General features: G+C 67.9%; 19 protein-coding genes. 5 read left to right on the top strand and 14 right to left on the bottom strand.

The window, feature by feature from the left end:
* Positions 1-122 precede the first annotated feature (122 nt).
* Together G369_RS0102320 and G369_RS0102315 are read left to right on the top strand one after the other, a co-directional pair.
* Positions 123-1,133, top strand: a complete 1,011-nt coding sequence (locus G369_RS0102320; protein WP_019652361.1) for a carbon-nitrogen hydrolase family protein — start codon at positions 123-125, stop codon at positions 1,131-1,133.
* 17 nt (positions 1,134-1,150) lie between these two features.
* The gene (locus tag G369_RS0102315) at positions 1,151-2,224 is read left to right on the top strand and encodes a phenylacetaldoxime dehydratase family protein (protein ID WP_019652360.1); all 1,074 of its coding nucleotides are present in this window, start codon (positions 1,151-1,153) and stop codon (positions 2,222-2,224) included.
* A gap of 22 nt (positions 2,225-2,246) precedes the next feature.
* On the opposite strand, the gene G369_RS0102310 is transcribed toward G369_RS0102315, so the two are convergent.
* The 8 genes from G369_RS0102310 to G369_RS0102275 all read right to left on the bottom strand — a co-directional run bounded on the left by G369_RS0102310 (position 2,247) and on the right by G369_RS0102275 (position 9,990).
* A complete protein-coding gene (locus G369_RS0102310) occupies positions 2,247-3,785 on the bottom strand; it encodes a malonate--CoA ligase (RefSeq protein WP_019652359.1) in 1,539 nt (512 codons plus the stop codon).
* A 23-nt stretch (positions 3,786-3,808) separates the two neighbouring features.
* Complete coding sequence (locus G369_RS0102305) at positions 3,809-4,591, bottom strand: enoyl-CoA hydratase/isomerase family protein (protein WP_019652358.1); 783 nt, start codon at positions 4,589-4,591, stop codon at positions 3,809-3,811.
* Positions 4,588-5,574 carry a Bug family tripartite tricarboxylate transporter substrate binding protein gene (locus G369_RS0102300; protein ID WP_019652357.1) on the bottom strand — a complete coding sequence of 329 codons (987 nt, stop codon included), beginning with the start codon at positions 5,572-5,574 and terminating at the stop codon, positions 4,588-4,590. Before G369_RS0102300 ends, G369_RS0102305 begins: the two co-directional genes overlap by 4 nt.
* A gap of 134 nt (positions 5,575-5,708) precedes the next feature.
* Positions 5,709-7,187 carry a malonyl-CoA decarboxylase gene (locus G369_RS0102295; protein WP_019652356.1) on the bottom strand — a complete coding sequence of 493 codons (1,479 nt, stop codon included), beginning with the start codon at positions 7,185-7,187 and terminating at the stop codon, positions 5,709-5,711.
* A 28-nt stretch (positions 7,188-7,215) separates the two neighbouring features.
* Positions 7,216-7,884, bottom strand: coding sequence for a GntR family transcriptional regulator (locus G369_RS0102290; RefSeq protein WP_019652355.1), 669 nt, complete (start codon positions 7,882-7,884; stop codon positions 7,216-7,218).
* 139 nt (positions 7,885-8,023) lie between these two features.
* Positions 8,024-8,857, bottom strand: coding sequence for a prolipoprotein diacylglyceryl transferase (gene lgt / locus G369_RS0102285; RefSeq protein WP_019652354.1), 834 nt, complete (start codon positions 8,855-8,857; stop codon positions 8,024-8,026).
* Between the two features lie 57 nt (positions 8,858-8,914).
* On the bottom strand, positions 8,915-9,184 hold the full coding sequence (locus G369_RS0102280; protein WP_019652353.1) for a hypothetical protein: 270 nt from the start codon (positions 9,182-9,184) through the stop codon (positions 8,915-8,917).
* A 32-nt stretch (positions 9,185-9,216) separates the two neighbouring features.
* Positions 9,217-9,990, bottom strand: a complete 774-nt coding sequence (locus tag G369_RS0102275) for an SDR family oxidoreductase (RefSeq protein WP_019652352.1) — start codon at positions 9,988-9,990, stop codon at positions 9,217-9,219.
* A gap of 144 nt (positions 9,991-10,134) precedes the next feature.
* On the opposite strand from G369_RS0102275, the gene G369_RS0102270 reads away from it, so the two are divergent.
* Complete coding sequence (locus G369_RS0102270; RefSeq protein ID WP_019652351.1) at positions 10,135-11,076, top strand: LysR family transcriptional regulator; 942 nt, start codon at positions 10,135-10,137, stop codon at positions 11,074-11,076.
* Positions 11,077-11,094: 18 nt separating this feature from the next.
* Here G369_RS0102270 and G369_RS37010 read toward each other — a convergent pair whose 3' ends face one another.
* Positions 11,095-11,661 (bottom strand): hypothetical protein, encoded by a 567-nt coding sequence (locus G369_RS37010; RefSeq protein WP_157773627.1) that lies wholly within the window; start codon positions 11,659-11,661, stop codon positions 11,095-11,097.
* Entirely contained in the window at positions 11,658-12,626 is a 969-nt protein-coding gene (locus G369_RS0102260) for a LysR family transcriptional regulator (RefSeq protein WP_019652349.1), read from the bottom strand. The genes G369_RS37010 and G369_RS0102260 overlap by 4 nt, the downstream gene beginning before the upstream one ends.
* Before the next feature lie 100 nt (positions 12,627-12,726).
* Here G369_RS0102260 and ilvD point away from each other — a divergent pair, with 100 nt between their 5' ends.
* Positions 12,727-14,421: a dihydroxy-acid dehydratase gene (ilvD, locus tag G369_RS0102255; RefSeq protein WP_019652348.1), complete on the top strand. Its 1,695-nt coding sequence runs from the start codon at positions 12,727-12,729 to the stop codon at positions 14,419-14,421.
* A 108-nt stretch (positions 14,422-14,529) separates the two neighbouring features.
* Here ilvD and G369_RS0102250 read toward each other — a convergent pair whose 3' ends face one another.
* Both G369_RS0102250 and G369_RS0102245 read right to left on the bottom strand, forming a co-directional pair.
* Positions 14,530-15,360: a DUF3592 domain-containing protein gene (locus G369_RS0102250; RefSeq protein ID WP_019652347.1), complete on the bottom strand. Its 831-nt coding sequence runs from the start codon at positions 15,358-15,360 to the stop codon at positions 14,530-14,532.
* A gap of 57 nt (positions 15,361-15,417) precedes the next feature.
* Positions 15,418-15,672: a TIGR04438 family Trp-rich protein gene (locus G369_RS0102245; protein ID WP_019652346.1), complete on the bottom strand. Its 255-nt coding sequence runs from the start codon at positions 15,670-15,672 to the stop codon at positions 15,418-15,420.
* 104 nt (positions 15,673-15,776) lie between these two features.
* Between G369_RS0102245 and G369_RS0102240 the strand changes: the two genes are divergently transcribed.
* Entirely contained in the window at positions 15,777-16,091 is a 315-nt protein-coding gene (locus G369_RS0102240; protein WP_019652345.1) for a c-type cytochrome, read from the top strand.
* A 24-nt stretch (positions 16,092-16,115) separates the two neighbouring features.
* Here the strand turns inward: G369_RS0102240 and G369_RS0102235 are convergent, their stop codons facing one another.
* Positions 16,116-16,616, bottom strand: coding sequence for a DUF485 domain-containing protein (locus G369_RS0102235; protein WP_019652344.1), 501 nt, complete (start codon positions 16,614-16,616; stop codon positions 16,116-16,118).
* Between the two features lie 400 nt (positions 16,617-17,016).
* Complete coding sequence (gene acs, locus G369_RS0102225; RefSeq protein ID WP_019652343.1) at positions 17,017-19,017, bottom strand: acetate--CoA ligase; 2,001 nt, start codon at positions 19,015-19,017, stop codon at positions 17,017-17,019.
* Positions 19,018-19,138 lie beyond the last annotated feature (121 nt).

Below are 19,138 nucleotides of genomic sequence, written 5' to 3'. Positions count from 1 at the left end.
CCAAACCGGGTCAAGGCGTTCAGGCGGCGCGAATCTACGCTTCAAGCAACCCGCATGCCACAGCGCAAACCCGGTGCCTGCGGTCCACGCCCCGTTACTTCGATTGCATCTGGAGAACTTTCATGCCGACCACCGTCCATCCCAAGCTGCGCGTTGCCGCAGTGCAGGCCGCCCCCGTGTTCCTCGACCTCGACGGCACCATCGAGAAGACCATCGACCTCATGGCGCAGGCCGCGAAACAGGGGGTGAAGCTCATTGCCTTTCCCGAGACCTGGGTGCCCGGCTACCCGTGGTGGATCTGGCTCGATTCGCCGGCCTGGGGCATGCAGTTCGTGCAGCGCTACCACGACAACTCGCTGGTCGTCGGCTCGGCCGAGTTCGAGCGCGTCGCGCAGGCGGCGCGCAGGCTCGGCATCTGGGTGTCTCTCGGCTACAGCGAGAAGGCGGCCGGCAGCCTCTACATCGCGCAGGCGCTCATCGACGACCAGGGCCGCACCGTGCAGACGCGGCGCAAGCTCAAGCCCACGCACGTGGAGCGCACGGTGTTCGGCGAGGGCGACGGCTCCGACCTCGCCGTGGTCGAGACACCACTGGGCAACATCGGCTCGCTCTCGTGCTGGGAACACCTGCAGCCGCTGAGCAAGTACGCGATGTATTCGCAGAACGAGCAGATCCACTGCGGCGCATGGCCGAGCTTCTCGCTGTACCGCGGCGCGGCCTACGCGCTGGGGCCCGAGGTCAACAATGCCGCGAGCCAGGTCTACGCCGCCGAGGGCCAGTGCTTCGTGATCGCGCCCTGCGCCACCGTGTCGAAGGCCATGAGCGAGCTGATGTGCACCGACGCCGGCAAGCAGCAGATGCTGCGCATCGGCGGCGGCTACGCGCGCATCTTCGCGCCCGACGGCTCGCCGCTGGGCACCCCGCTGGCGGAAGACGAGGAAGGCCTGGTCGTCGCCGACATCGACCTCGGCATGATCTCGCTCGCCAAGGCCGCCGCCGACCCCAGCGGCCACTACTCGCGGCCCGACGTCACGCAACTGCTGCTCAACAAGACGCGCCGCGAGCCTGTCGTGGTGCAGCAGGCGGCGTCGCCTGAGCCCGAAGCGGGCATGCCCGAGCCCGTCGCAGCCTGAACCCTCGGAGGCAAGCCATGGAATCCGCCATCGACGCGCACCTGAGGTGCCCCCGCACGCGCCACCGTCGCGTGGAAGACGACTACGTGCCGCCCTACCCGGTGTGGTCGGCCCGCGCCCCGGTATCGGTGAAGCAGGTCGTGATGGGCTACTTCGGCGTGCAGTCGCGAGGCCCCGAGATGCAGGGCCGCGCCTGCGCGGCGCTGATGAAGATCGCGCGCGACTTCGCCCTGCCCGACGGCCCCGGCCATCACGACCTGACGCACTACGTCGACGCGCAGGGCTTCGACAACATGATCGCCATCGCCTACTGGAGCGACCCAGCCGCCTACGCACGCTGGTGCGCGACGCCGGCCATCGACGCCTGGTGGCGCTCCGACGAGCGCCTCAGGGAAGGCCTTGGCTACTTCCGCGAGATCGCCTCGCCCCGCGTCGAGCACTTCGAGACCATGTTCAACACGCCCGACCGCTTCGAGGGCGTCGGCGTGGTGATGGGCGGCGTCAGCGGCGAGCTGCAGGAGCACGGCTACTGGGGTTCGATGCGCGACCGCATCCCGCTGTCGCAGACCGATGCGATGGCGCCCTCGGGCGCGCGGGCGGTGATCGCGGGCGCACCGGCTCCGGGGCAGCGCGTGCGCATCGCAGGGCACGAGAACATCGCGATGATCCGCTCCGGCCAGGAGTGGACCGACACCACCGGGCAGGAACGCAGGCTCTATCTCGAGGACATGGAGCCCGTGCTGCGCGAGGGCATGGACTTCCTGCGCGACCAGGGCCTGCCCATCGGCTGCTACAGCAACCGCTACATGAGCCACCTCGACGCACTGGGCGCACCGCTGCAGAAGTCCTTCGGGCTGAGCTACTGGCGCTCGCTGGCCGACATGGAGCGCTGGGCCGAGTCGCATCCCACGCACGTCGCGATCTTCGGCAGCTTCATGCGCTACGTGCAGGCGCTGAACTTCCAGCTGCAGCTGCGCGTGTACCACGAGGTGTCGGTGCTCAAGGCCGACGAGCAGAGCTACGAGTACGTCAACTGCCACGCGGGCAGCGGGCTGATGAACGGACTCGAGCCAGCGACCGCCGGGCCCTGACCCGACGGCTCAGGCCGCGGGCTCAGGCTGCGAACAGCCCCTTGTGCTCGGTACGCAGCAGCGCCTTCTGCACCTTGCCCATGGCGTTGCGCGGCAGCTCGGGCACCACGAAGCAGCGCTTGGGGATCTTGAAGTTGGCAAGCTTCGACTTGAGCTCCGCCACGATGGCGTCGCCGTCGAGCGCCGCGCCCGCCTTCGGGATGACGATGGCCACGCCCACCTCGCCGAAGTCGGGGTGCGGCACGCCGACGACGGCGCTTTCGGCCACGCCCGCCATCTCGTTGATGTAGCCCTCGATCTCGGCGGGATACACGTTGTAGCCGCCGCTGATGATCAGGTCCTTGCTGCGCCCGACGATGGTGATGTAGCCCCGGCCGTCGATCTTGCCCACGTCGCCGGTCTTGAAGAAGCCGTCGGCAGTGAACTCCTCCTTCGTCTTCTCGGGCATGCGCCAGTAGCCCGCGAACACGTTGGGGCCGCTGACCTCGATGTTGCCGATCTCGTCGGTGGTGCAGTCGCGGCCGCCGTCGTCGCGCACGCGCAGCTGCACGCCAGGCAGCGCGAAGCCCACGGTGCCGCCGCGGCGCTCGCCCTGCTCCGGCCGGTAGGGGTTGGAGGTGAGCATGACCGTCTCGCTCATGCCGTAGCGCTCCAGGATGGTGTGGCCGGTGCGCTCGCGCCATTCGTCGAAGGTCTCGATGAGCAGCGGCGCCGAGCCCGCGATGAACAGGCGCATGTTGCGCACCGCCTCGCGCGTGAGCCCCGGCTCGGCCAGCAGGCGCACGTACAGCGTGGGCACGCCCATGAACACGGTGGCCTCGGGCAGCTTCTGCACGACGCGCTTCGGATCGAACTTCGCGAACCACAGGATCTTGCTGCCGTTGAGCAGCGCGCCGTGCAGCGCGACGAACAGCCCGTGCACGTGGAAGATGGGCAGCGCATGGATCAGCACATCGCCTTCGGTCCAGCCCCAGTAGTCCTTCAGCACCTCGGCGTTCGACAGCAGGTTGCCGTGCGTGAGCATCGCGCCCTTGCTGCGGCCGGTGGTGCCGCTGGTGTAGAGGATGGCTGCCATGTCGTCGGCCTTGCGCTGCGCGGGCACGTGCTGGTCGCTGCACTGCGCGGCCACGTCGAGCAGCGTGCCGGTGCGGTCATCGTCCAGCGTGAAGACGTGCTTCGTGCCCGCCGCGGTGGCGATGGGCGCGACCCACGAGGCGTTGCGGCTGGTACACACCACCACGGCCGGCTCGGCGTTGCCGATGAAGTATTCGATCTCTGCGCTTTGATAAGCGGTGTTCAGAGGCAGGAACACGTAGCCCGCGCGCAGCGTGGCGAGGTACAGCAGCATCGCCTCGACCGACTTCTCGACCTGCACCGCGATGCGCGCGCCCTTCTCCAGCTTCAGAGCGTCGAGCAGGTTGGCGATCATGGCGCTGGCGCGTTCGAGGTCGCGCCAGGAATAGAACAGGCCGCTGTCGGTTTCGACGGCGATGCCGTCGAGGTCGGCAGGGAATGCCGCGCGCAGGGCGGCGAACAGGTTGGCGTTGGCGGACTTCTTCATTCGGACGATTGCTTGGCTTGGCTTCAGAAATTCGGGGTGCGCTTGGCAAGGAAGGCGGCGATGCCCTCGCGGTGTTCCGCGGAATCGGCGTAATCGTAGGCGGTGGCCAGCAGGCCGTGGGCCGAAGGTGCGCCGGCGCGCAGCACGGCGAAGGTGGCCTTGTGCAGGCGCGCGGCCTGCGGGGAGAGCGCGGCAATGCGCTCGGCGTGCGACTGGGCAGCGAGCGGCACCTCGTTGTCGGGCAGCACCTGCAGCAAAAAGCCAGCGTCGTACAGGCGCTGCGCACCATGCACGCCGGCGGCCAGCAGCATGTCGCGCGCGAGCACGTCGCCGATGGCGCCATGGACCAGCGCCGCTTCGCGCGGCGCCATCGGGAAACCGAGCTTGGCGATGGGCGCACCGAACTTCGCGGACGCGCCGGCCAGGCGGATGTCGCAGCAGCTCGCGATCTCGATGCCCGCGCCCATGCAGGCGCCTTCGATCTGCGCGACCAGCGGCAGCGGGCAGTCGAGCATCGCCTGCAGGGCGGCCCAGACCTCGTTCTCGTGGAACTCTCGCAGGCTGGGCTCGCTGAAGCGGAACGACGGGTACTCGGAAATGTCGCCGCCCGCGCAGAAGGCCCCGCCCTCGCCGCGCACGATCACGCAGCGCAGTGCGCTGTCGCCGTCGCTGCGCAGGCCGTCGAACACTGCGCGCAGTTCGCGCCACATGGCGCGCGTCATGGCGTTGAGGCGCCCCGCGTTCGACAGCGTGACGACCGCGATGGCGCCGTCGCGGCGCAGGGAGATGGCGCTTCCAGTCGTCATTCGAGCTTGGCGCCCGAGGCCTTCACCACCGCGGCCCAGCGCTTGATCTCGGCATTGACGAAGCTGCCGTAGGCGGTGGTGGTGAGGTTCGGGATCTCTGAACCGTTCTGGGCCCAGATGCCCCTCAGGTCGTCGGTGGCCAGCGACTTCTTCATGTCGTCGATGGCGCGCGTCTGCGTGTCGGCCGGCGTGCCCTTGGGCGCCCACAGGCCGTACCAGGTTGTCACGGTGTACTCGGGCAGGCCCACCTCGGCGGCGCAGGGCACGTCGGGGAAGGCCGGGTTGCGCTTGGTGCCGGCCACCATCAGCGCCTTGATCCGGCCGCTCTTGATGTGCTGCGCCGAGGAGCCCAGGCCGTCGAACATCAGGTCGACGTTGCCCGAGATCAGGTCCGACAGCGCCGGGCCAGCGCCGCGGTACGGAATGTGCGTGATGAAGGTGCCGGTCTGGATCTTGAAGAGCTCGCCCGCCAGGTGGTGCGAGGTGCCGGAGCCGGCGGAACCGTAGTTGAACTTGCCGGGGTTGCGCTTCGCCAGCGCGATGAATTCCTGGATCGTGTTGGCCTGCACCCGCTTCGGGTTGATGACCACCACCTGCGGCACGTTGGCCAGCAGCATCAGCGGCACGAAGTCCTTCTCGATGTCGTAGTCGAGCCTCGGGTAGATGGACGGCGCGATCGCGTGGTGCACCGCGCCCATGAAGAGCGTGTAGCCGTCGGCCGGCGCCTTGGCGGCGATGCTGGCGCCCAGCGTGCCCCCGGCCCCGCCGCGGTTGTCGATGACCAGCGTCTGGCCCGCGACGCGCGAGAACTGCCCCGACAGCGGCCGCGCGAAGGCGTCCGTGCCGCCGCCGGCCGGGAACGGCACGATCATCGTCACGGGCTTGGTCGGCCAGCCCTGCTGGGCGCGCGCGGCACCGCACAGAACGGCCGCACCGGCGGCGGCCACGCGCAGTACGTCGCGGCGCTGAAAGCTTGGGTTCATTTGTCTCATCTCCTGTGTGTCGTTGTGGATCTTGCCGCCCCGTGCGGCTGCCGGCCTTTTGGCGCACCGGCTCTTTGCTCTGCTTCGACTTCCTCTACTTCTTCTACGTCCTCTGCTTCCTCTTTCGGCGGACCTCAGCCTTTCTTGAAATACAGGCTTTCCACGTCTCCCGATACTGCCACCCTGCCCTCGGCGAGCCAGGCGCGGTGCTTGTCCAGGCGCTTGAGGTCATAGAGGTAGTTGACCATGAGTCCATAGGACTGCTTGTGCCCCTTGGGCGAAGGATCGCCCGCCCAGTTCAGGCGCTCGACGCGCGCGCCGTTGCCCAGGTGGAAGCGCGCCACCGGATCGGCCGGCGTGCCGTCGACCAGCGCGCGCCCGAGGTATTCGGCCGCAGCCTGCATCAGCCACTGGCGCAGCGGCGACTTGGCGTCGAAGCTGGCGTCGAAGCTGGCGGCGCCATCCGCCGCGGCGAGCAGCCGTTCGGCCGTGGGAGGCAGCGAGCCGACGAGGCGGCCCAGCTCGGCCTCGCGCTTCTCGTCCAGGCGCGGCAGCAGGTCGGCTGCGTTCTTCGCGAGCCAGGTGCGGAAGCCCGGAATGGGCGAGAGCGTGGCGAAGGTCTTCAGCCGCGGCAGCTCTTCCTGCAGCGTCTCGACCACGCGCTTGATGAGCGAGTCGCCGAAGCTCACGCCGCGCAGGCCGTTCTGCGTGTTGCTGATCGAATAGAAGATGGCCGTGGTGGCCCGGGCGGCGGGCACCGGCACCGCGGTTTCGTCGAGCAGCGGCGTGATGCCGTCGCTGATGCGGTCGACGAGCGCCACCTCGACGAAGATCAGCGGCTCGTTGGGCAGGCGCGGATGGAAGAAGCCGTAGCAGCGGCGATCGCTGTCGTCGAGCCGGTTCTTCACGTCGGACCAGCTCTTGATGTCGTGCACCGCCTCGTAGCGGATGAGCTTCTCGATCAGCGAGGCCGGCGAATCCCAGTCGATGCGGCGCAGTTCGAGGAAGGCGACGTCGAACCAGGTGGAGAAGAGCTGCTCCAGCTCCGCGTCGAGCGCGAGCAGGCGCTTGTCGGCCTTCAGGCACGGCAGCAGGTCGGCGCGCAGATCCACCAGGAAGCGCATGCCCTCGGGCTCGACCGCGAAACGCTGCAGCAGGCGCATGCGCGGCGACACCAGCGCGCGGCGCAGGCGCAGTTCGGCCTGGCCCTCGTCGGGCGTGCCGACGGCTGCCTGGTGCTGGTCGCGTGCCGCCTTGAGCTTCTGCGCATCGGCGGCGAAATGCTCGCTCATGAGTGCCCAGTAGTCGCGGCGCTCGTCGGCCGTGGCGGCGCGGTAGGCGTCGGCGATGGCATGCGCACGGCGGCCGCCCTCGACTTCGCTCACGCGCGGGTCGATCACGGCCTGCAGGTCGGCCAGCACACGGCGCAGAGCGCGCGGCGACAGGGCCTCGTCGGCCTTGCGCAGGGTGGCCTGCAGGCGTTCGGCGGTCGTGCGGACGCTGGGCTTGGGCGCATTGCGCGGAGCGCTCTTTGCCGCGCCCTCGGGCGCCACGGGCACTTTGGATTTCTCGCCAGAACGCAGCCGCGCCTGGAACCATTCGGTCGCACTCATCGGGGCACTCCAATGCTTGGAAGAATCGTCACGACATCACCCTGGACTTCTGCTGGCGCGCGACCTCGCGCAGCGCCTCGCGCTGGCGGGTCAGGTGCGTGCGCATGGCGGCGTCGGCGCCTTCGCTGTCGCGCGCCTTCAGCGCCGCGAACACGGCCAGGTGCTCCGACAGGCTCTGCTCGAGCCGCCCCGGCGCATGCAGCTGCTGCAGCCGGGCGAGCTTGAGGATCTTGCGCAGGTCGCCGATGACCTGGGCCAGCCACCTGTTGTCGGCCAGCTTGATGATCGCCTCGTGGATGATGTGATTGGTGGCGTAGTAGTCGTTGATGCGCTTGGCCCTGGCATGCCGCACGAGACGCTCGTGCAGCGCGTCGAGCTCCTGCAGCTCGGCGTCGCTGGCGTTGCGGGCCGCCTCGTAGGCGCAGCGGCCTTCGAGCAGCGCGATGACCGGGAAGATCTCGTCGAGGTCGCGCTCGGTCACCTCGTTGACGAAGCAGCCGCGGCGCGGCTCGTGGCGCAGCAGGCCCTCGGCCGTGAGCACCTTGAGCGCTTCGCGCAACGGCGTGCGAGAGATAGAGAGCCGCTCGCACAGTGCGATCTCGTCGACGAAGCTGCCGGGGGCCAGCGAGCCGTCGAAGATCTGCTCGCGCAGCGTGGCGGCGACTTCGTCGTGCAGGGAGTTGGGGACCAGGCGCATGGATCAGGGCCGCATAATTTTCTGTAATTACGCGTAATTCTGAGCCTGCCAACCGGCCGGCGCAAGTGCCGTGCGTCGAATGAGCGGCGGGTAGTTACCCTTAAGACAAAGGGCCCCGAGGGGCCCTTTTCGTGGAAGCTCAGGCGCGCGCGGCGGTGGCCGTCTTGCTGCCGGTGCGGCCGAACCACAACCACAGCCCGATGCCCGCGATGATCATCGGGATGCTCAGCCACTGCCCCTGGCTCAGATTGAGCGCCCGCAGGCCGAGGAAGTCGTCGGGTTCGCGGAAGAACTCGGCCACGAAGCGCAGCACGCCGTAGCCGATGAGGAACACCGAGGCCACCTGCCCCTGCTTGCGCTCCTTGCGCGCGTAGAGCCACATCACGACGAAGAGCAGCAGCCCCTCCAGCAGGAACTGGTAGACCTGCGAGGGATGGCGCGGCAGCATCGATCCGCTCTGCGGAAACACCATGCCCCATGGCAGGTCGGGGCTGCTGAAGCGGCCCCACAGCTCGCCGTTGATGAAGTTGCCCACGCGGCCGGCCGCGAGGCCCGTCGGCACGCAGGGCGAGACGAAGTCCATCACCTGCCAGAACGGCCGCTTGCGCGAGTGCGAGAACCACACCATCGCACCAATCACGCCGAGCAGCCCGCCGTGGAAGCTCATGCCGCCCTGCCACACGTAGAGGATCTCGAGCGGATGCGTGAGATAGAACTCGGGCTTGTAGAAAAGGCAATAGCCCAGCCGCCCGCCGACGATGACGCCCATCACGCCGAGGAAAAGAATGTCCTCGATGTCCCTGCGCTGCCACACGCCGGCATCCACCAGACGGCGGAAAGGCTCGTGCCGCAGGCGGCGCGTGCCGAGGAAATAGAACAGCGCGAAGGCGGCCAGATAGGTCAGGCCGTACCAATGGATGGCCACCGGCCCGATTTGCAGGGCGATGGGGTCGATATGCGGATACATGAGCATCCGCGGATTGTGCCCCGGCCGGATGTCGGGGCCGAGGCGGGGCTTTTCAGACGGGAATCAGCGCCCGAACTTCCACCACACGAGCCCCGCGACCACGGCCGGCACCGCGAAGATGAGCAGGAAGATCGGCAGTTCCTCCGCCACCGAATAGCCGGCCTTGATCACGCCCACGGCCATGTTGATGCCCGCGCCTACGAACCACGCCGGAATGAACCACCTGGCCGCCACGGCCAGCGCCGCCGAAGAGCCGTCGCCCAGCAGGCGCCCGGCCAGCAGGAACACCGCCAGCAGCACGAAGCCGCCGCCCATCACCAAGATCGTGTGCATGTCGCTCGTCCTCCTAGCGGCATCTTGCCCGATCAGCGCGTGGTGTAGCCGCCGTTGGCGAAGATCGTCTGGCCGGTGATCCACCAGCCCTCGGTGACGAGGAAGCGCACGATGGGTGCGATGTCCTCGATGTCGGTCAGGCCCTTCTTCGAGAACTTGCTGAGCGCGGCGGCACTGCTGTGGTACTCCACGGCCTCCTTGCTCTCCTGGCCGTAGAAGAACGGCGTGTCCATGGGGCCGGGGCCGATGGCGTTGACCGAGATGCCGCGCTCGCCGAACTCCTTCGATGCGGCGCGCGTGTAGTGCTCCACCGCGGCCTTCGAGCCCGAGTAGATCGCATAGAACGGCGTGTAGGCCGCCAGCAGCGAACTCACCAGCGTGACGATGCTGCCGCCATCGGCCAGCGTGCGGCCGGCCTGCTGGATGAAGAAGAAGGCGGCCTTGGCATTGGCGTCGAAGCTCTTGTCGTAGTCGGCCTCGGTGACGTCGAGGATCGGCTTCTTGATGACCACGCCGGCGGTGTTGATCGCGATGTCGACCTGGCCGAAGTGCTTCACCGCCTTGTCGAACAGGCCGACGCAGTTGTCGACCACCGAGAGGTCGCCCTGCACCAGCAGCGTGTCGGCGCCCTTGGCCTTGAGTTCGGCGGCGGTCTTCTCGGCATCGCCGCGCGAGGCGTCACTGTTGTAGTGGATGGCGATGCCCCGGGCGCCGCCATCGACCAGCTGGTGGCCGATGAGGGCGCCGAGGTTCTTGCCGCCGCCGGCGATGACGGCGACCTTGTTCTTGAGCGTACGTGCGGACATGGAATGACCTCCTTGGTTGAAGCTCGGATGTGTGACTGGAGCGGCCAGTCTATTGATCGCTTCCGCACAGATAAATAGCTCATTCAAGGCTAGACTATTCAGGATTTCACGAACAATCCGATTCCTTTCCGCCTCCCCCTCTCCATGGACCGCATCGAGCTTCTCCAGGTCTTCGTGCGCGTGGCCGAAACCGGCAGCTTCACGCGCGCGGCCGACCGTCTGGGCCTTCCGCGCGCCAGCGTCACCACCGCCGTGCAGCAGCTCGAAACCCGCCTCGGAACCCGCCTGCTCCACCGCACCACACGCCGCGTGGGCCTCACGCCCGACGGCGAGGCGACGCTGGAGCGGGCTCGCGCGCTGGTGGCCGACATGGACGACATGGAGCAGCAGTTCCTCCCTGCGCGCGGCCAGGTGAGCGGCCGCCTGAAGGTCGACGTGCCCAGCCGCATCGCGCGGCTGCTGATCGCTCCGGCACTGCCGGACTTCTTCGAGCGGCATCCGGCCATCGAGCTCGAGCTCGGCTCGACCGACCGCGCCGTGGATCTCGTGCTCGAGGGCATCGACTGCGCGCTGCGCGTGGGTCCGCTGACCAGCAGCAGCCTGGTGGCAAGGCCGCTGGGGCACTTCGCGCTGATCAACTGCGCGAGCCCGGCCTACCTGGAGCGGCACGGTACGCCGCGCACGCCTGCCGACCTGCCGGAACACCTGGCCGTCAACTACGCCTCACCGACCAGCGGTCGCGCCGCGCCCTGGGAATGGCTCAGCGATGGCGAGATCGCGACGCTGCGCATGCGCAGCCAGGTGGCTGCGAACAATGCCGAGACCTACATCGCCTGCGCGCTGGCCGGCCTGGGCCTGATCCAGATCCCGGCCTACGACGTGCGCGAGCACCTCGCGGCCGGCGAACTCGTCGAGGTGCTGCCCGACGCGCGCGCCGAGCCGCTGCCGGTGCAATTGGTGTACCCGCACCGGCGCAACCTGTCGCGGCGCATGCAGGCCTTCGCGGGGTGGCTCGAAACGGTGCTGGCGGATGCGCTCGACAAGCCAGCGCCGCCTGCGCCGGGCCGGCCGCGAAAGGCGCGTTGACCGATCAATGCGATCGGCTCAGGGCTTCGGCTGGGCCGCGCGTCCGTAGGGTGCGCTGCGGATGAACCTGAACTCGCCGTCGCGCAGTTCGTAGAACTCGACCACGTCCTTGCCGCTGCTGTTCGAGCTGTCGATGTCGCCCGCCTGCACCAGCAGCCGGCTCGACAGCCTGTAGATCAGCTCCTGGCCGTCTTCCTTCTCGTACTGCGGCTTCAGTGGATACACGCTCATCAGCGCGAACGGCATGCTGATGGCATGGCCGGTGCTCGCATCGATCACCGCGCCCACGTTGCAGCCGCCCGTGCCGCAGCCCCATCGCGTGACGATGTAGCGGCCGGCGAAGCTGGGCTTTCCGGTGGCGATCGCCTCGCGCAGCCGGGTGCGGTAGCTGCGGGCGAAATCGCTGTCGAGCACGAGCGGATGGTTCTTGCCGGTGTAGGGGGCATTGGCCGGGTAGTCCTTGAACTGGGGCACCGGGGGCGGCGTCTGTGCCATGGCCGTCGACGCGCACAGCGCAGCGGCCGCCATGGCGGACCGCAGGCAACGGGCCAATCGGCCCTGTCTCTGTCTCTGTCTCTTCGTCATCGTTCGACCTCCTCTTCTCGATGCTCCGGACCGCCGCCGCGCTCGCGCACGAAGTCGACGAAGCGCGCAAGCGCCGGATCGACGGCCCCCTCGGGCCATACCAGGCTGGTCTCGCAGCCGGGCAGCTCCGGCGGACTGCGGCGTCGCGCGGCCGGCGCGAACTCCTCGGCGCGACGGTACACCACGCCCGCACGGCGGAACTGCGTGACGCTCTCGGGCACCCAGGCCACGCCGATGCCGCCCGAGACGAGGTTCACGATGGTCTGCATCTGTATGGCCTCCTGCCCGAGCTGCGGCGTGCGGCCGGCCGCGTGGTACAGGTCGAAGATGGCGTCGTGCAGCGAAGGCACGATGCGGCGCGGAAAGATCACCAGCGGCTCGGCCAGCACGTCGGCCAGCAGCAGCTTGCCGGTACGCGCGAGCGGGTGGCGCCCGGGCAGCGCCAGCACCAGAGGCTCCTGCGACACGGCGAGGCGCGCAAGGCCCGGCGGCGCGGCACCGGGCGAATGCAGCATCAGGCCGGCGTCGATCTCTCCGCGTGCGAAGGCTTCGAGCTGCACGTCGCCCGTAGCCTCGACCAGCTCCAGCGCCACCTCGGGGCACAGGGCGCGGAATTCGCGCACCCAGGCCGGCAGTTGCTCGAAGCCCACCGTCGAGACGAAGCCGATGCGCACGCGCCCCACCTGCCCCGCGGCCGCAGCGCGCGCCCGTGCTGGCAGCGCTGCGGCGCGCGCCAGCAGCTCGCGCACGTCGGGCAGCAACGCCTCGCCGGCGGGCGTGAGCGCCACGCGCCGGCGGGTGCGGTCGAACAGCACCACGCCCAGCGTCTTCTCGAGCTGGGCGATGGCCTGCGTGACCGGCGGCTGCGTCATGTGCAGCCGCTGCGCGGCGCGGCCGAAGTGCAGTTCCTCGGCCACGGCGACGAACTGGCGCCAGGCGCGCAGGTCGATGAGTGCTTCATTCATATGCCGAGCATATCAATCGACGATTGAAAATGGATTGGAAGCAATCAATCAGAAGTCCGATACTTGGGCTCCCCGATCTCCCCACGACAGAAGAGACACCATGGACACCAAGCCAATCCAGATCAACCGCCGCAGCGCCAACATCGTCGAAGGCAAGAGCCGCGCCCCCAACCGCTCGATGTTCTACGCCATGGGCTACGAGGAAGGCGACTTCAAGAAGCCGATGGTCGGCGTCGCCAACGGCCACAGCACCATCACGCCCTGCAACTCGGGCCTGCAGAAGCTGGCCGACGCGGCCATCGCAGGCATCGAGGAAGCCGGCGGCAACGCGCAGGTGTTCGGCACACCCACCATCTCCGACGGCATGGCCATGGGCACCGAGGGCATGAAGTACTCGCTGGTCAGCCGCGAAGTCATCTCCGACTGCATCGAGACCTGCGTGGGCGGCCAGTGGATGGACGGCGTGCTGGTGGTCGGCGGCTGCGACAAGAACATGCCCGGTGGCATGATGGGCATGCTGCGCGCCAACGTGCCCGCCATCTACGTCTACGGCGGCACCATCCTCCCGGGCAGGTACAAGGGCCAGGACCTCAACATCGTCAGCGTGTTCGAGGCCGTGGGCCAGAACGCCGCCGGCAACATGAGCGACGAGGACCTGAAGGAAATCGAGAAGCGCGCCATTCCCGGCACCGGTTCGTGCGGCGGCATGTACACCGCCAACACCATGTCGAGCGCCTTCGAGGCGCTGGGCATGTCGCTGCCCTACTCCTCGACCATGGCCAACCCGCACGACGAGAAGCAGAACTCGGCCAAGGAATCGGCCAAGGTGCTGATCGAGGCGATCAAGAAGGACCTGAAGCCGCGAGACATCGTCACCAAGAAGGCCATCGAGAACGCCGTGGCCGTCATCATGGCCACCGGCGGCTCGACCAACGCGGTGCTGCACTTCCTGGCCATCGCGCACGCCGCGGGCGTGGACTGGTCCATCGACGACTTCGAGCGCATGCGCAAGAAGGTCCCGGTGATCTGCGACCTCAAGCCCTCGGGCAAGTACCTCGCGGTCGACCTGCACCAGGCCGGCGGCATTCCGCAGGTGATGAAGGTGCTGCTGAACGCGGGCCTGCTGCACGGCGACTGCATCACCATCAGCGGCCAGACCATCGCCGAGGTGCTGAAGGACGTGCCGGACGTGCCGCGCGCCGACCAGGACGTGATCCGCACCATCGACAACCCGATGTACGACGAAGGCCACCTCGCGATCCTGAAGGGCAACCTCTCGCCCGAAGGCGCAGTCGCGAAGATCACCGGCCTGAAGAACCCCGTCATCACCGGCCCGGCGCGCGTGTTCGACGACGAGCAGTCGGCGCTCAAGGCGATCCTCGACGGCAAGATCAAGGCCGGCGACGTGATGGTGCTCCGCTACCTGGGCCCCAAGGGCGGCCCGGGCATGCCCGAGATGCTGGCGCCGACCGGCGCGCTGATCGGCGCTGGCCTCGGCGAGAGCGTGGGTCTCATCACCGACGGCCGCTTCTCCGGCGGCACCTGGGGCATGGTCGTGGGCCACGTGGCGCCCGAAGCGGCTGCCGGCGGCACCATCGCCTTCGTGAACGAGGGCGACTCGATCACCATCGACGCACACCAGCTCAAGCTCGAGCTGAACGTGCCCGAAGCCGAGATCGCCAAGCGCCGAGAAGGCTGGAAGGCGCCGGCTCCGCGCTACACGCGCGGCGTGCAGGCGAAGTTCGCGTTCAACGCATCGAGCGCAAGCTCGGGCGCGGTGCTCGACAAGTTCTGACCCCTGCGTGAAACACCGGGGAACCGGCTTTGCCGGGCCCCGGTGTCGCCGCCCAGAGGGAATTGGCGAAGTGACGCGAAGTGCACGGAGCCTGGGGGCGAGCCCCATCTAAGCCATCATCCAGGCACCGTAGCCGAAGGCGATGAAGCCGAGGCCCACGATCGCGAGGATGCTGCGCGACTGGAAATCCATCGCCGGCGGAAGGCTCTGCACGAGAAAGTGCAGGATCGCGCCGGCGCCGATGGTCGTGAAACCCGCGCCGAACTGCTTCATCGGGCTCGGATCGGGCCACAGGAACACGAGCGCGAAGCCGGCCAGGAAGACGAGGTTGGCGAACACGGTGCCGCGCGTGCGCCAGCGCTTCTGGCCTGGCGTGGCTTCGCGCGGCTGCGGCCGGGTGTAGATGCCCTGCTTCTCGCGCGCTTCACTGCGCGCCATGCCGATGAAGAACAGGCCGAACATCGCGGGAAAGGCTCCGAAGATGCCCAGCCCCCAGACGCCGCCCCACATGTTCTGGAAATCGGCCACCAGCGCCTGCGCGGGGTCGGCCACGCGGTAGCGCACTTCGACCGGGTCGCCCCATTCCTTGTCCGCCAGGCCGCCGCCAAGGCCTTTGACGCGGCGTTTCTGGCCATCGGGCGTGACGTATTCGACGACCGGCGCGCGCGACACCGTGACGCGGCCCTTGCTGTCCTTGTTCTGCTCGTCGACGAACTCCACCAGGCTGCCCCGCACGCTGGCAGTGCCGGCGATCGACTGGTAGCGGCTCCAGCCCAGCGAAGCAGCACCGTAAAGGCCTGCGCAGCCGATGACCAAGGCGCCCACTCCCACGCCCCAGAAGAAGTTCCTGAGCCACCCCACGAGCCCGCCGATGGCCGGGCCGAGCACCAGCGAAAGTCCGAAGACGATCAGCGCGCGGGTGGTGGCTTCCTCGTCCATGGCACGCCTGCGTGATGCATTCGGTGCGAAGACCCGGGCCGGGACGAGAGAGGCCGCTCAGCGGCGCGGGCGCTGCCCGTTCGTGGTCTTGATGCCCATGTTGTTCTTCTGCCGGTCGATGCGCTCCTGCTTGCGGCGGTTTTCGCGCTCGACGATCTTGCGCTTGGTGTAGCCCGACGAATCGGCCCAGGCCCACCACGCGACGGCCATTGCGAACGGCGACAGCACGATCCACCAGCTCCAGGTGGCGACCATGCCGATCTCGAAATACTTGAGGGCCAGAGCAAGCAGGCCCAATCCCAGAAACCACATCGCGAATCCCTCGGGGTTGTATTGGCAACGCATCCGGTGCCGTGCACGGCACTACCTACAATCGCATTGAGACGAATGTAACTCAGCCCCTAACAATTACACCCATGAAAAGAGTCTTCCTGCCGGCAGTCCTGGGCCTCGGCCTCACCGTGCTCGCCGCGCCTGCCTTCGCCGATCTGGCGCTGGCCACGTCGAAGAACTGCATGAGCTGCCATGCGGTCGAGCGCAAGGTGCTCGGCCCCTCGTTCAAGGACGTGGCTGCCAAGTACAAGGACGACAAGGGTGCCGTCGACACCCTCGCCAACAAGATCATGAAGGGCGGCTCCGGCGTGTGGGGCCCGGTGCCCATGCCGGCGAACAACCAGGTCAGCGAGGCCGACGCGAAGAAGCTCGCGGCCTGGGTGCTGTCGACGAAGTAAGCCCGCCCCCGGGCATCGGCCGCGTCAGATCTGCGGGTTGATGTCCACCGGCACCGGCCGGCGCTCGATGCGGTCCTCGAGCTGGCCGATGTGCGCGGCCAGGGTGTTGTCGGTCTGGTCCGAGCGCAGGCGGATCGCCGTTTCGAGCTGCTCGAGCCGCGAGAGGATCGCTGACTGGCGCTCTGCGTTCTGCGCCATGTGCTTGTTTTCCTGCGCCTCCAGGAAGTTGCGCAGCTCGGTGAAGCGCGAGGCTTCCGCCTTGTCGGCCAGCTCGCGCTGGGCCTGCATTTCCTTGGTGTGGCGCTTGGTGTCGATCAGCACCGAGCTGTGCAGGTACAGCACGTAGACGAGGAAGAAGGCCGCCAGCACCGCGGTCAGCCCCAGCATGATCAGGCCCAGCGGGGCCGATACGGTCATGAAGCCCAGCCACACCTCGGTGGGCGTGGACAGCGTGCCCCAGTTGAGCGCGGCAAGCGCCACGATGAGCAGCACGACGACGAAAAGAAAAGCGGATCTCACGCCCATTGCAGGCCTCCTTCGGAAAGATCGAACACATCTGGGACTCGCGCGCTTCGAGGCGCGCGGTGATCCGATGGTTTTACCTCAGCGAAGAGCCGCGTTCGGCGCAAATGGCCGCATAAACGGCCATGTCCTACAGCACTACTGCTCAGTTCGTCTGCGACAACTGCTCCAGGATCGCAGGGTTCTGCCGGCACATCACATCGCTGCGCGATATGAGTGCCGTCTTCACCTGCTCACGTGCTTCGCACGCACCGGCCTGCGGCCGGATCCCGGATCAGTTCGTCTGCGACAACTGCTCCAGGATCGCAGGGTTCTGCCGGCACATCACATCGCTGCGCGATATGAGTGCCGTCTTCACCTGCTCACGTGCTTCGCACGCACCGGCCTGCGGCCGGATCCCGGATCAGTTCGTCTGCGACAACTGCTCCAGGATCGCAGGGTTCTCCAGCGTGGAGGTGTCCTGCGTGATCGCCTCGCCCTTGGCGATGCTGCGCAGAAGGCGGCGCATGATCTTGCCGCTACGGGTCTTGGGCAGGTTGTCGCCGAAGCGGATGTCCTTGGGCTTGGCGATCGGGCCGATTTCCTTGGCGACCCAGTTGCGCAGTTCGTTGGCGATCTGCTTGGCTTCCTCGCCGGTCGGGCGGGCGCGCTTGAGCACGACGAAGGCACACACGGCCTCGCCGGTCACGTCGTCGGGGCGGCCCACCACCGCGGCCTCGGCCACCAGGTCGGTCTTGGCGACCAGCGCCGATTCGATCTCCATCGTGCCCAGGCGGTGGCCCGACACGTTCAGCACATCGTCGATGCGGCCGGTGATGCGGAAGTAGCCGCGGTCGGCGCTGCGCACCGCGCCGTCGCCGGCGAGGTAGATCGTGCCGCCCATCTCCTCGGGGAAGTAGCTCTTCTTGAAGCGCTCGGGGTCGTTCCAGATCGTGCGGATCATCGAGGGCCAGGGCCGCTTGATGACCAGCATGCCGCCCGCGCCGTTGGGCAGGTCCTTGCCCGTCTCGTCGACGATGGCGGCCATGATGCCCGGCAGCGGCAGCGTGCACGAGCCCGGCACCAGCGGCGTGGCGCCCGGCAGCGGCGTGATGACGTGGCCGCCGGTCTCGGTCTGCCAGAAGGTGTCGACGATGGGACAGCGCTCGCCGCCCACATTGCGGTGGTACCACATCCAGGCCTCGGGATTGATCGGCTCGCCTACCGAACCGAGGATGCGCAGGCTGGTGAGGTCCCAGTTCTTCGGATGCACCTTCTCGTCGCCGTCGGCCGCCTTGATGAGCGAGCGGATCGCGGTGGGCGCCGTGTAGAAGACGCTGACCTTGTGCTTCTCGATCATCTGCCAGAAGCGGCCCGCGTGCGGGAAGGTCGGGATGCCCTCGAACACCACCTGCGTCGCGCCGGCGGCGAGCGGGCCGTAGGCGACGTAGGTGTGGCCGGTGATCCAGCCGATGTCGGCGGTGCACCAGAACACGTCCTCGGGGCGGATGTCGAAGGTCCAGTCCATCGTGAGCTTCGCCCACAGCAGGTAGCCGCCGGTGGAGTGCTGCACGCCCTTGGGCTTGCCGGTGGAGCCCGAGGTGTAGAGGATGAAGAGCGGATGCTCGGCGTTGACAGCAACGGGCGCGCATTCGGTGCCCTGCCCCTTCAGCGCCTCGGTGAAGGTGATGTCGCGCCCCTCGACGCGGTTCCACGCGGTGGGCGTGCGCTCGTACACCAGCACGGTCTTGATCGACTCGCAGCCGCCCAGCGCGATGCCGTCGTCCACGATGGCCTTCAGCGGCAGTTCCTTGCCGCCGCGCAGCTGGTAGTTGGCGGTGATGACGGCCACCGCGCCCGCGTCGATGATGCGCTCCTGCAGCGCCTTGGCAGAGAAGCCGCCGAACACCACGCTGTGGGTGGCGCCGATGCGCGCACAGGCCTGCATGGCGACGACGCCCTCGATGGTCATGGGCATGTAGACGATGACGCGGTCGCCCTTCTTGATGCCGCGTGCCTTCAGCGCGTTGGCGAACTGGCTCACGCGCGCGAGCAGTTCCTTGTACGTGACCTTGGTGACGGCGCCGTCGTCGGCCTCGAAGACGATGGCGGTCTTGTTCTCGACCGGGGTGCCGATGTGCCTGTCGAGGCAGTTGGCACTGGCGTTGAGCTCGCCATCGCCGAACCACTGGACGAACGGCGCATTCGATTCGTCGAGCGTCTTCGTGAAGGGCTTGGTCCAGTTCAGGTTGTCCTTGGCCAGGCGGGTCCAGAAACCCTCGAAATCCTGCTCGGCCTCCTTGCACAGGGCCTCGTAGGCGGCCATGCCGGAAATGCGCGCGCCCTGCGTGGCGCGGGCGTCCGGCGGGAAGACGCGGTTCTCGACCAGGACGGATTCAATGTTCTTAGATGCGCTGCTGCTCATGCTCTTTGTCTCCAGGATGGGTGCGGCCGTAATGTCGGCGGACCCACTTACGGGTCACTGACGGGTGCCATGTTAGAGCCTGTTCGATGGCCCTCTCGGGGTTATCACGAGTGCGTCACCG

This window comes from Variovorax atrisoli 110B (genome assembly GCF_000382045.1).
Lineage (GTDB): Bacteria > Pseudomonadota > Gammaproteobacteria > Burkholderiales > Burkholderiaceae_C > Variovorax > Variovorax atrisoli.
This window is presented reverse-complemented; position numbering and strand designations above follow the sequence as displayed.

What these genes read in the sequence shown, in the direction of transcription:
- G369_RS0102320 (WP_019652361.1), top strand. Translation starts at nt 123, where the DNA reads ATGCCGACCACCGTCCATCCCAAGCTGCGCGTTGCCGCAGTGCAGGCC.
- G369_RS0102315 (WP_019652360.1), top strand. Translation starts at nt 1,151, where the DNA reads ATGGAATCCGCCATCGACGCGCACCTGAGGTGCCCCCGCACGCGCCAC.
- G369_RS0102310 (WP_019652359.1), bottom strand. Translation starts at nt 3,785, where the DNA reads ATGAAGAAGTCCGCCAACGCCAACCTGTTCGCCGCCCTGCGCGCGGCA.
- G369_RS0102305 (WP_019652358.1), bottom strand. Translation starts at nt 4,591, where the DNA reads ATGACGACTGGAAGCGCCATCTCCCTGCGCCGCGACGGCGCCATCGCG.
- G369_RS0102300 (WP_019652357.1), bottom strand. Translation starts at nt 5,574, where the DNA reads ATGAACCCAAGCTTTCAGCGCCGCGACGTACTGCGCGTGGCCGCCGCC.
- G369_RS0102295 (WP_019652356.1), bottom strand. Translation starts at nt 7,187, where the DNA reads ATGAGTGCGACCGAATGGTTCCAGGCGCGGCTGCGTTCTGGCGAGAAA.
- G369_RS0102290 (WP_019652355.1), bottom strand. Translation starts at nt 7,884, where the DNA reads ATGCGCCTGGTCCCCAACTCCCTGCACGACGAAGTCGCCGCCACGCTG.
- lgt (WP_019652354.1), bottom strand. Translation starts at nt 8,857, where the DNA reads ATGCTCATGTATCCGCATATCGACCCCATCGCCCTGCAAATCGGGCCG.
- G369_RS0102280 (WP_019652353.1), bottom strand. Translation starts at nt 9,184, where the DNA reads ATGCACACGATCTTGGTGATGGGCGGCGGCTTCGTGCTGCTGGCGGTG.
- G369_RS0102275 (WP_019652352.1), bottom strand. Translation starts at nt 9,990, where the DNA reads ATGTCCGCACGTACGCTCAAGAACAAGGTCGCCGTCATCGCCGGCGGC.
- G369_RS0102270 (WP_019652351.1), top strand. Translation starts at nt 10,135, where the DNA reads ATGGACCGCATCGAGCTTCTCCAGGTCTTCGTGCGCGTGGCCGAAACC.
- G369_RS37010 (WP_157773627.1), bottom strand. Translation starts at nt 11,661, where the DNA reads ATGACGAAGAGACAGAGACAGAGACAGGGCCGATTGGCCCGTTGCCTG.
- G369_RS0102260 (WP_019652349.1), bottom strand. Translation starts at nt 12,626, where the DNA reads ATGAATGAAGCACTCATCGACCTGCGCGCCTGGCGCCAGTTCGTCGCC.
- ilvD (WP_019652348.1), top strand. Translation starts at nt 12,727, where the DNA reads ATGGACACCAAGCCAATCCAGATCAACCGCCGCAGCGCCAACATCGTC.
- G369_RS0102250 (WP_019652347.1), bottom strand. Translation starts at nt 15,360, where the DNA reads ATGGACGAGGAAGCCACCACCCGCGCGCTGATCGTCTTCGGACTTTCG.
- G369_RS0102245 (WP_019652346.1), bottom strand. Translation starts at nt 15,672, where the DNA reads ATGTGGTTTCTGGGATTGGGCCTGCTTGCTCTGGCCCTCAAGTATTTC.
- G369_RS0102240 (WP_019652345.1), top strand. Translation starts at nt 15,777, where the DNA reads ATGAAAAGAGTCTTCCTGCCGGCAGTCCTGGGCCTCGGCCTCACCGTG.
- G369_RS0102235 (WP_019652344.1), bottom strand. Translation starts at nt 16,616, where the DNA reads ATGGGCGTGAGATCCGCTTTTCTTTTCGTCGTCGTGCTGCTCATCGTG.
- acs (WP_019652343.1), bottom strand. Translation starts at nt 19,017, where the DNA reads ATGAGCAGCAGCGCATCTAAGAACATTGAATCCGTCCTGGTCGAGAAC.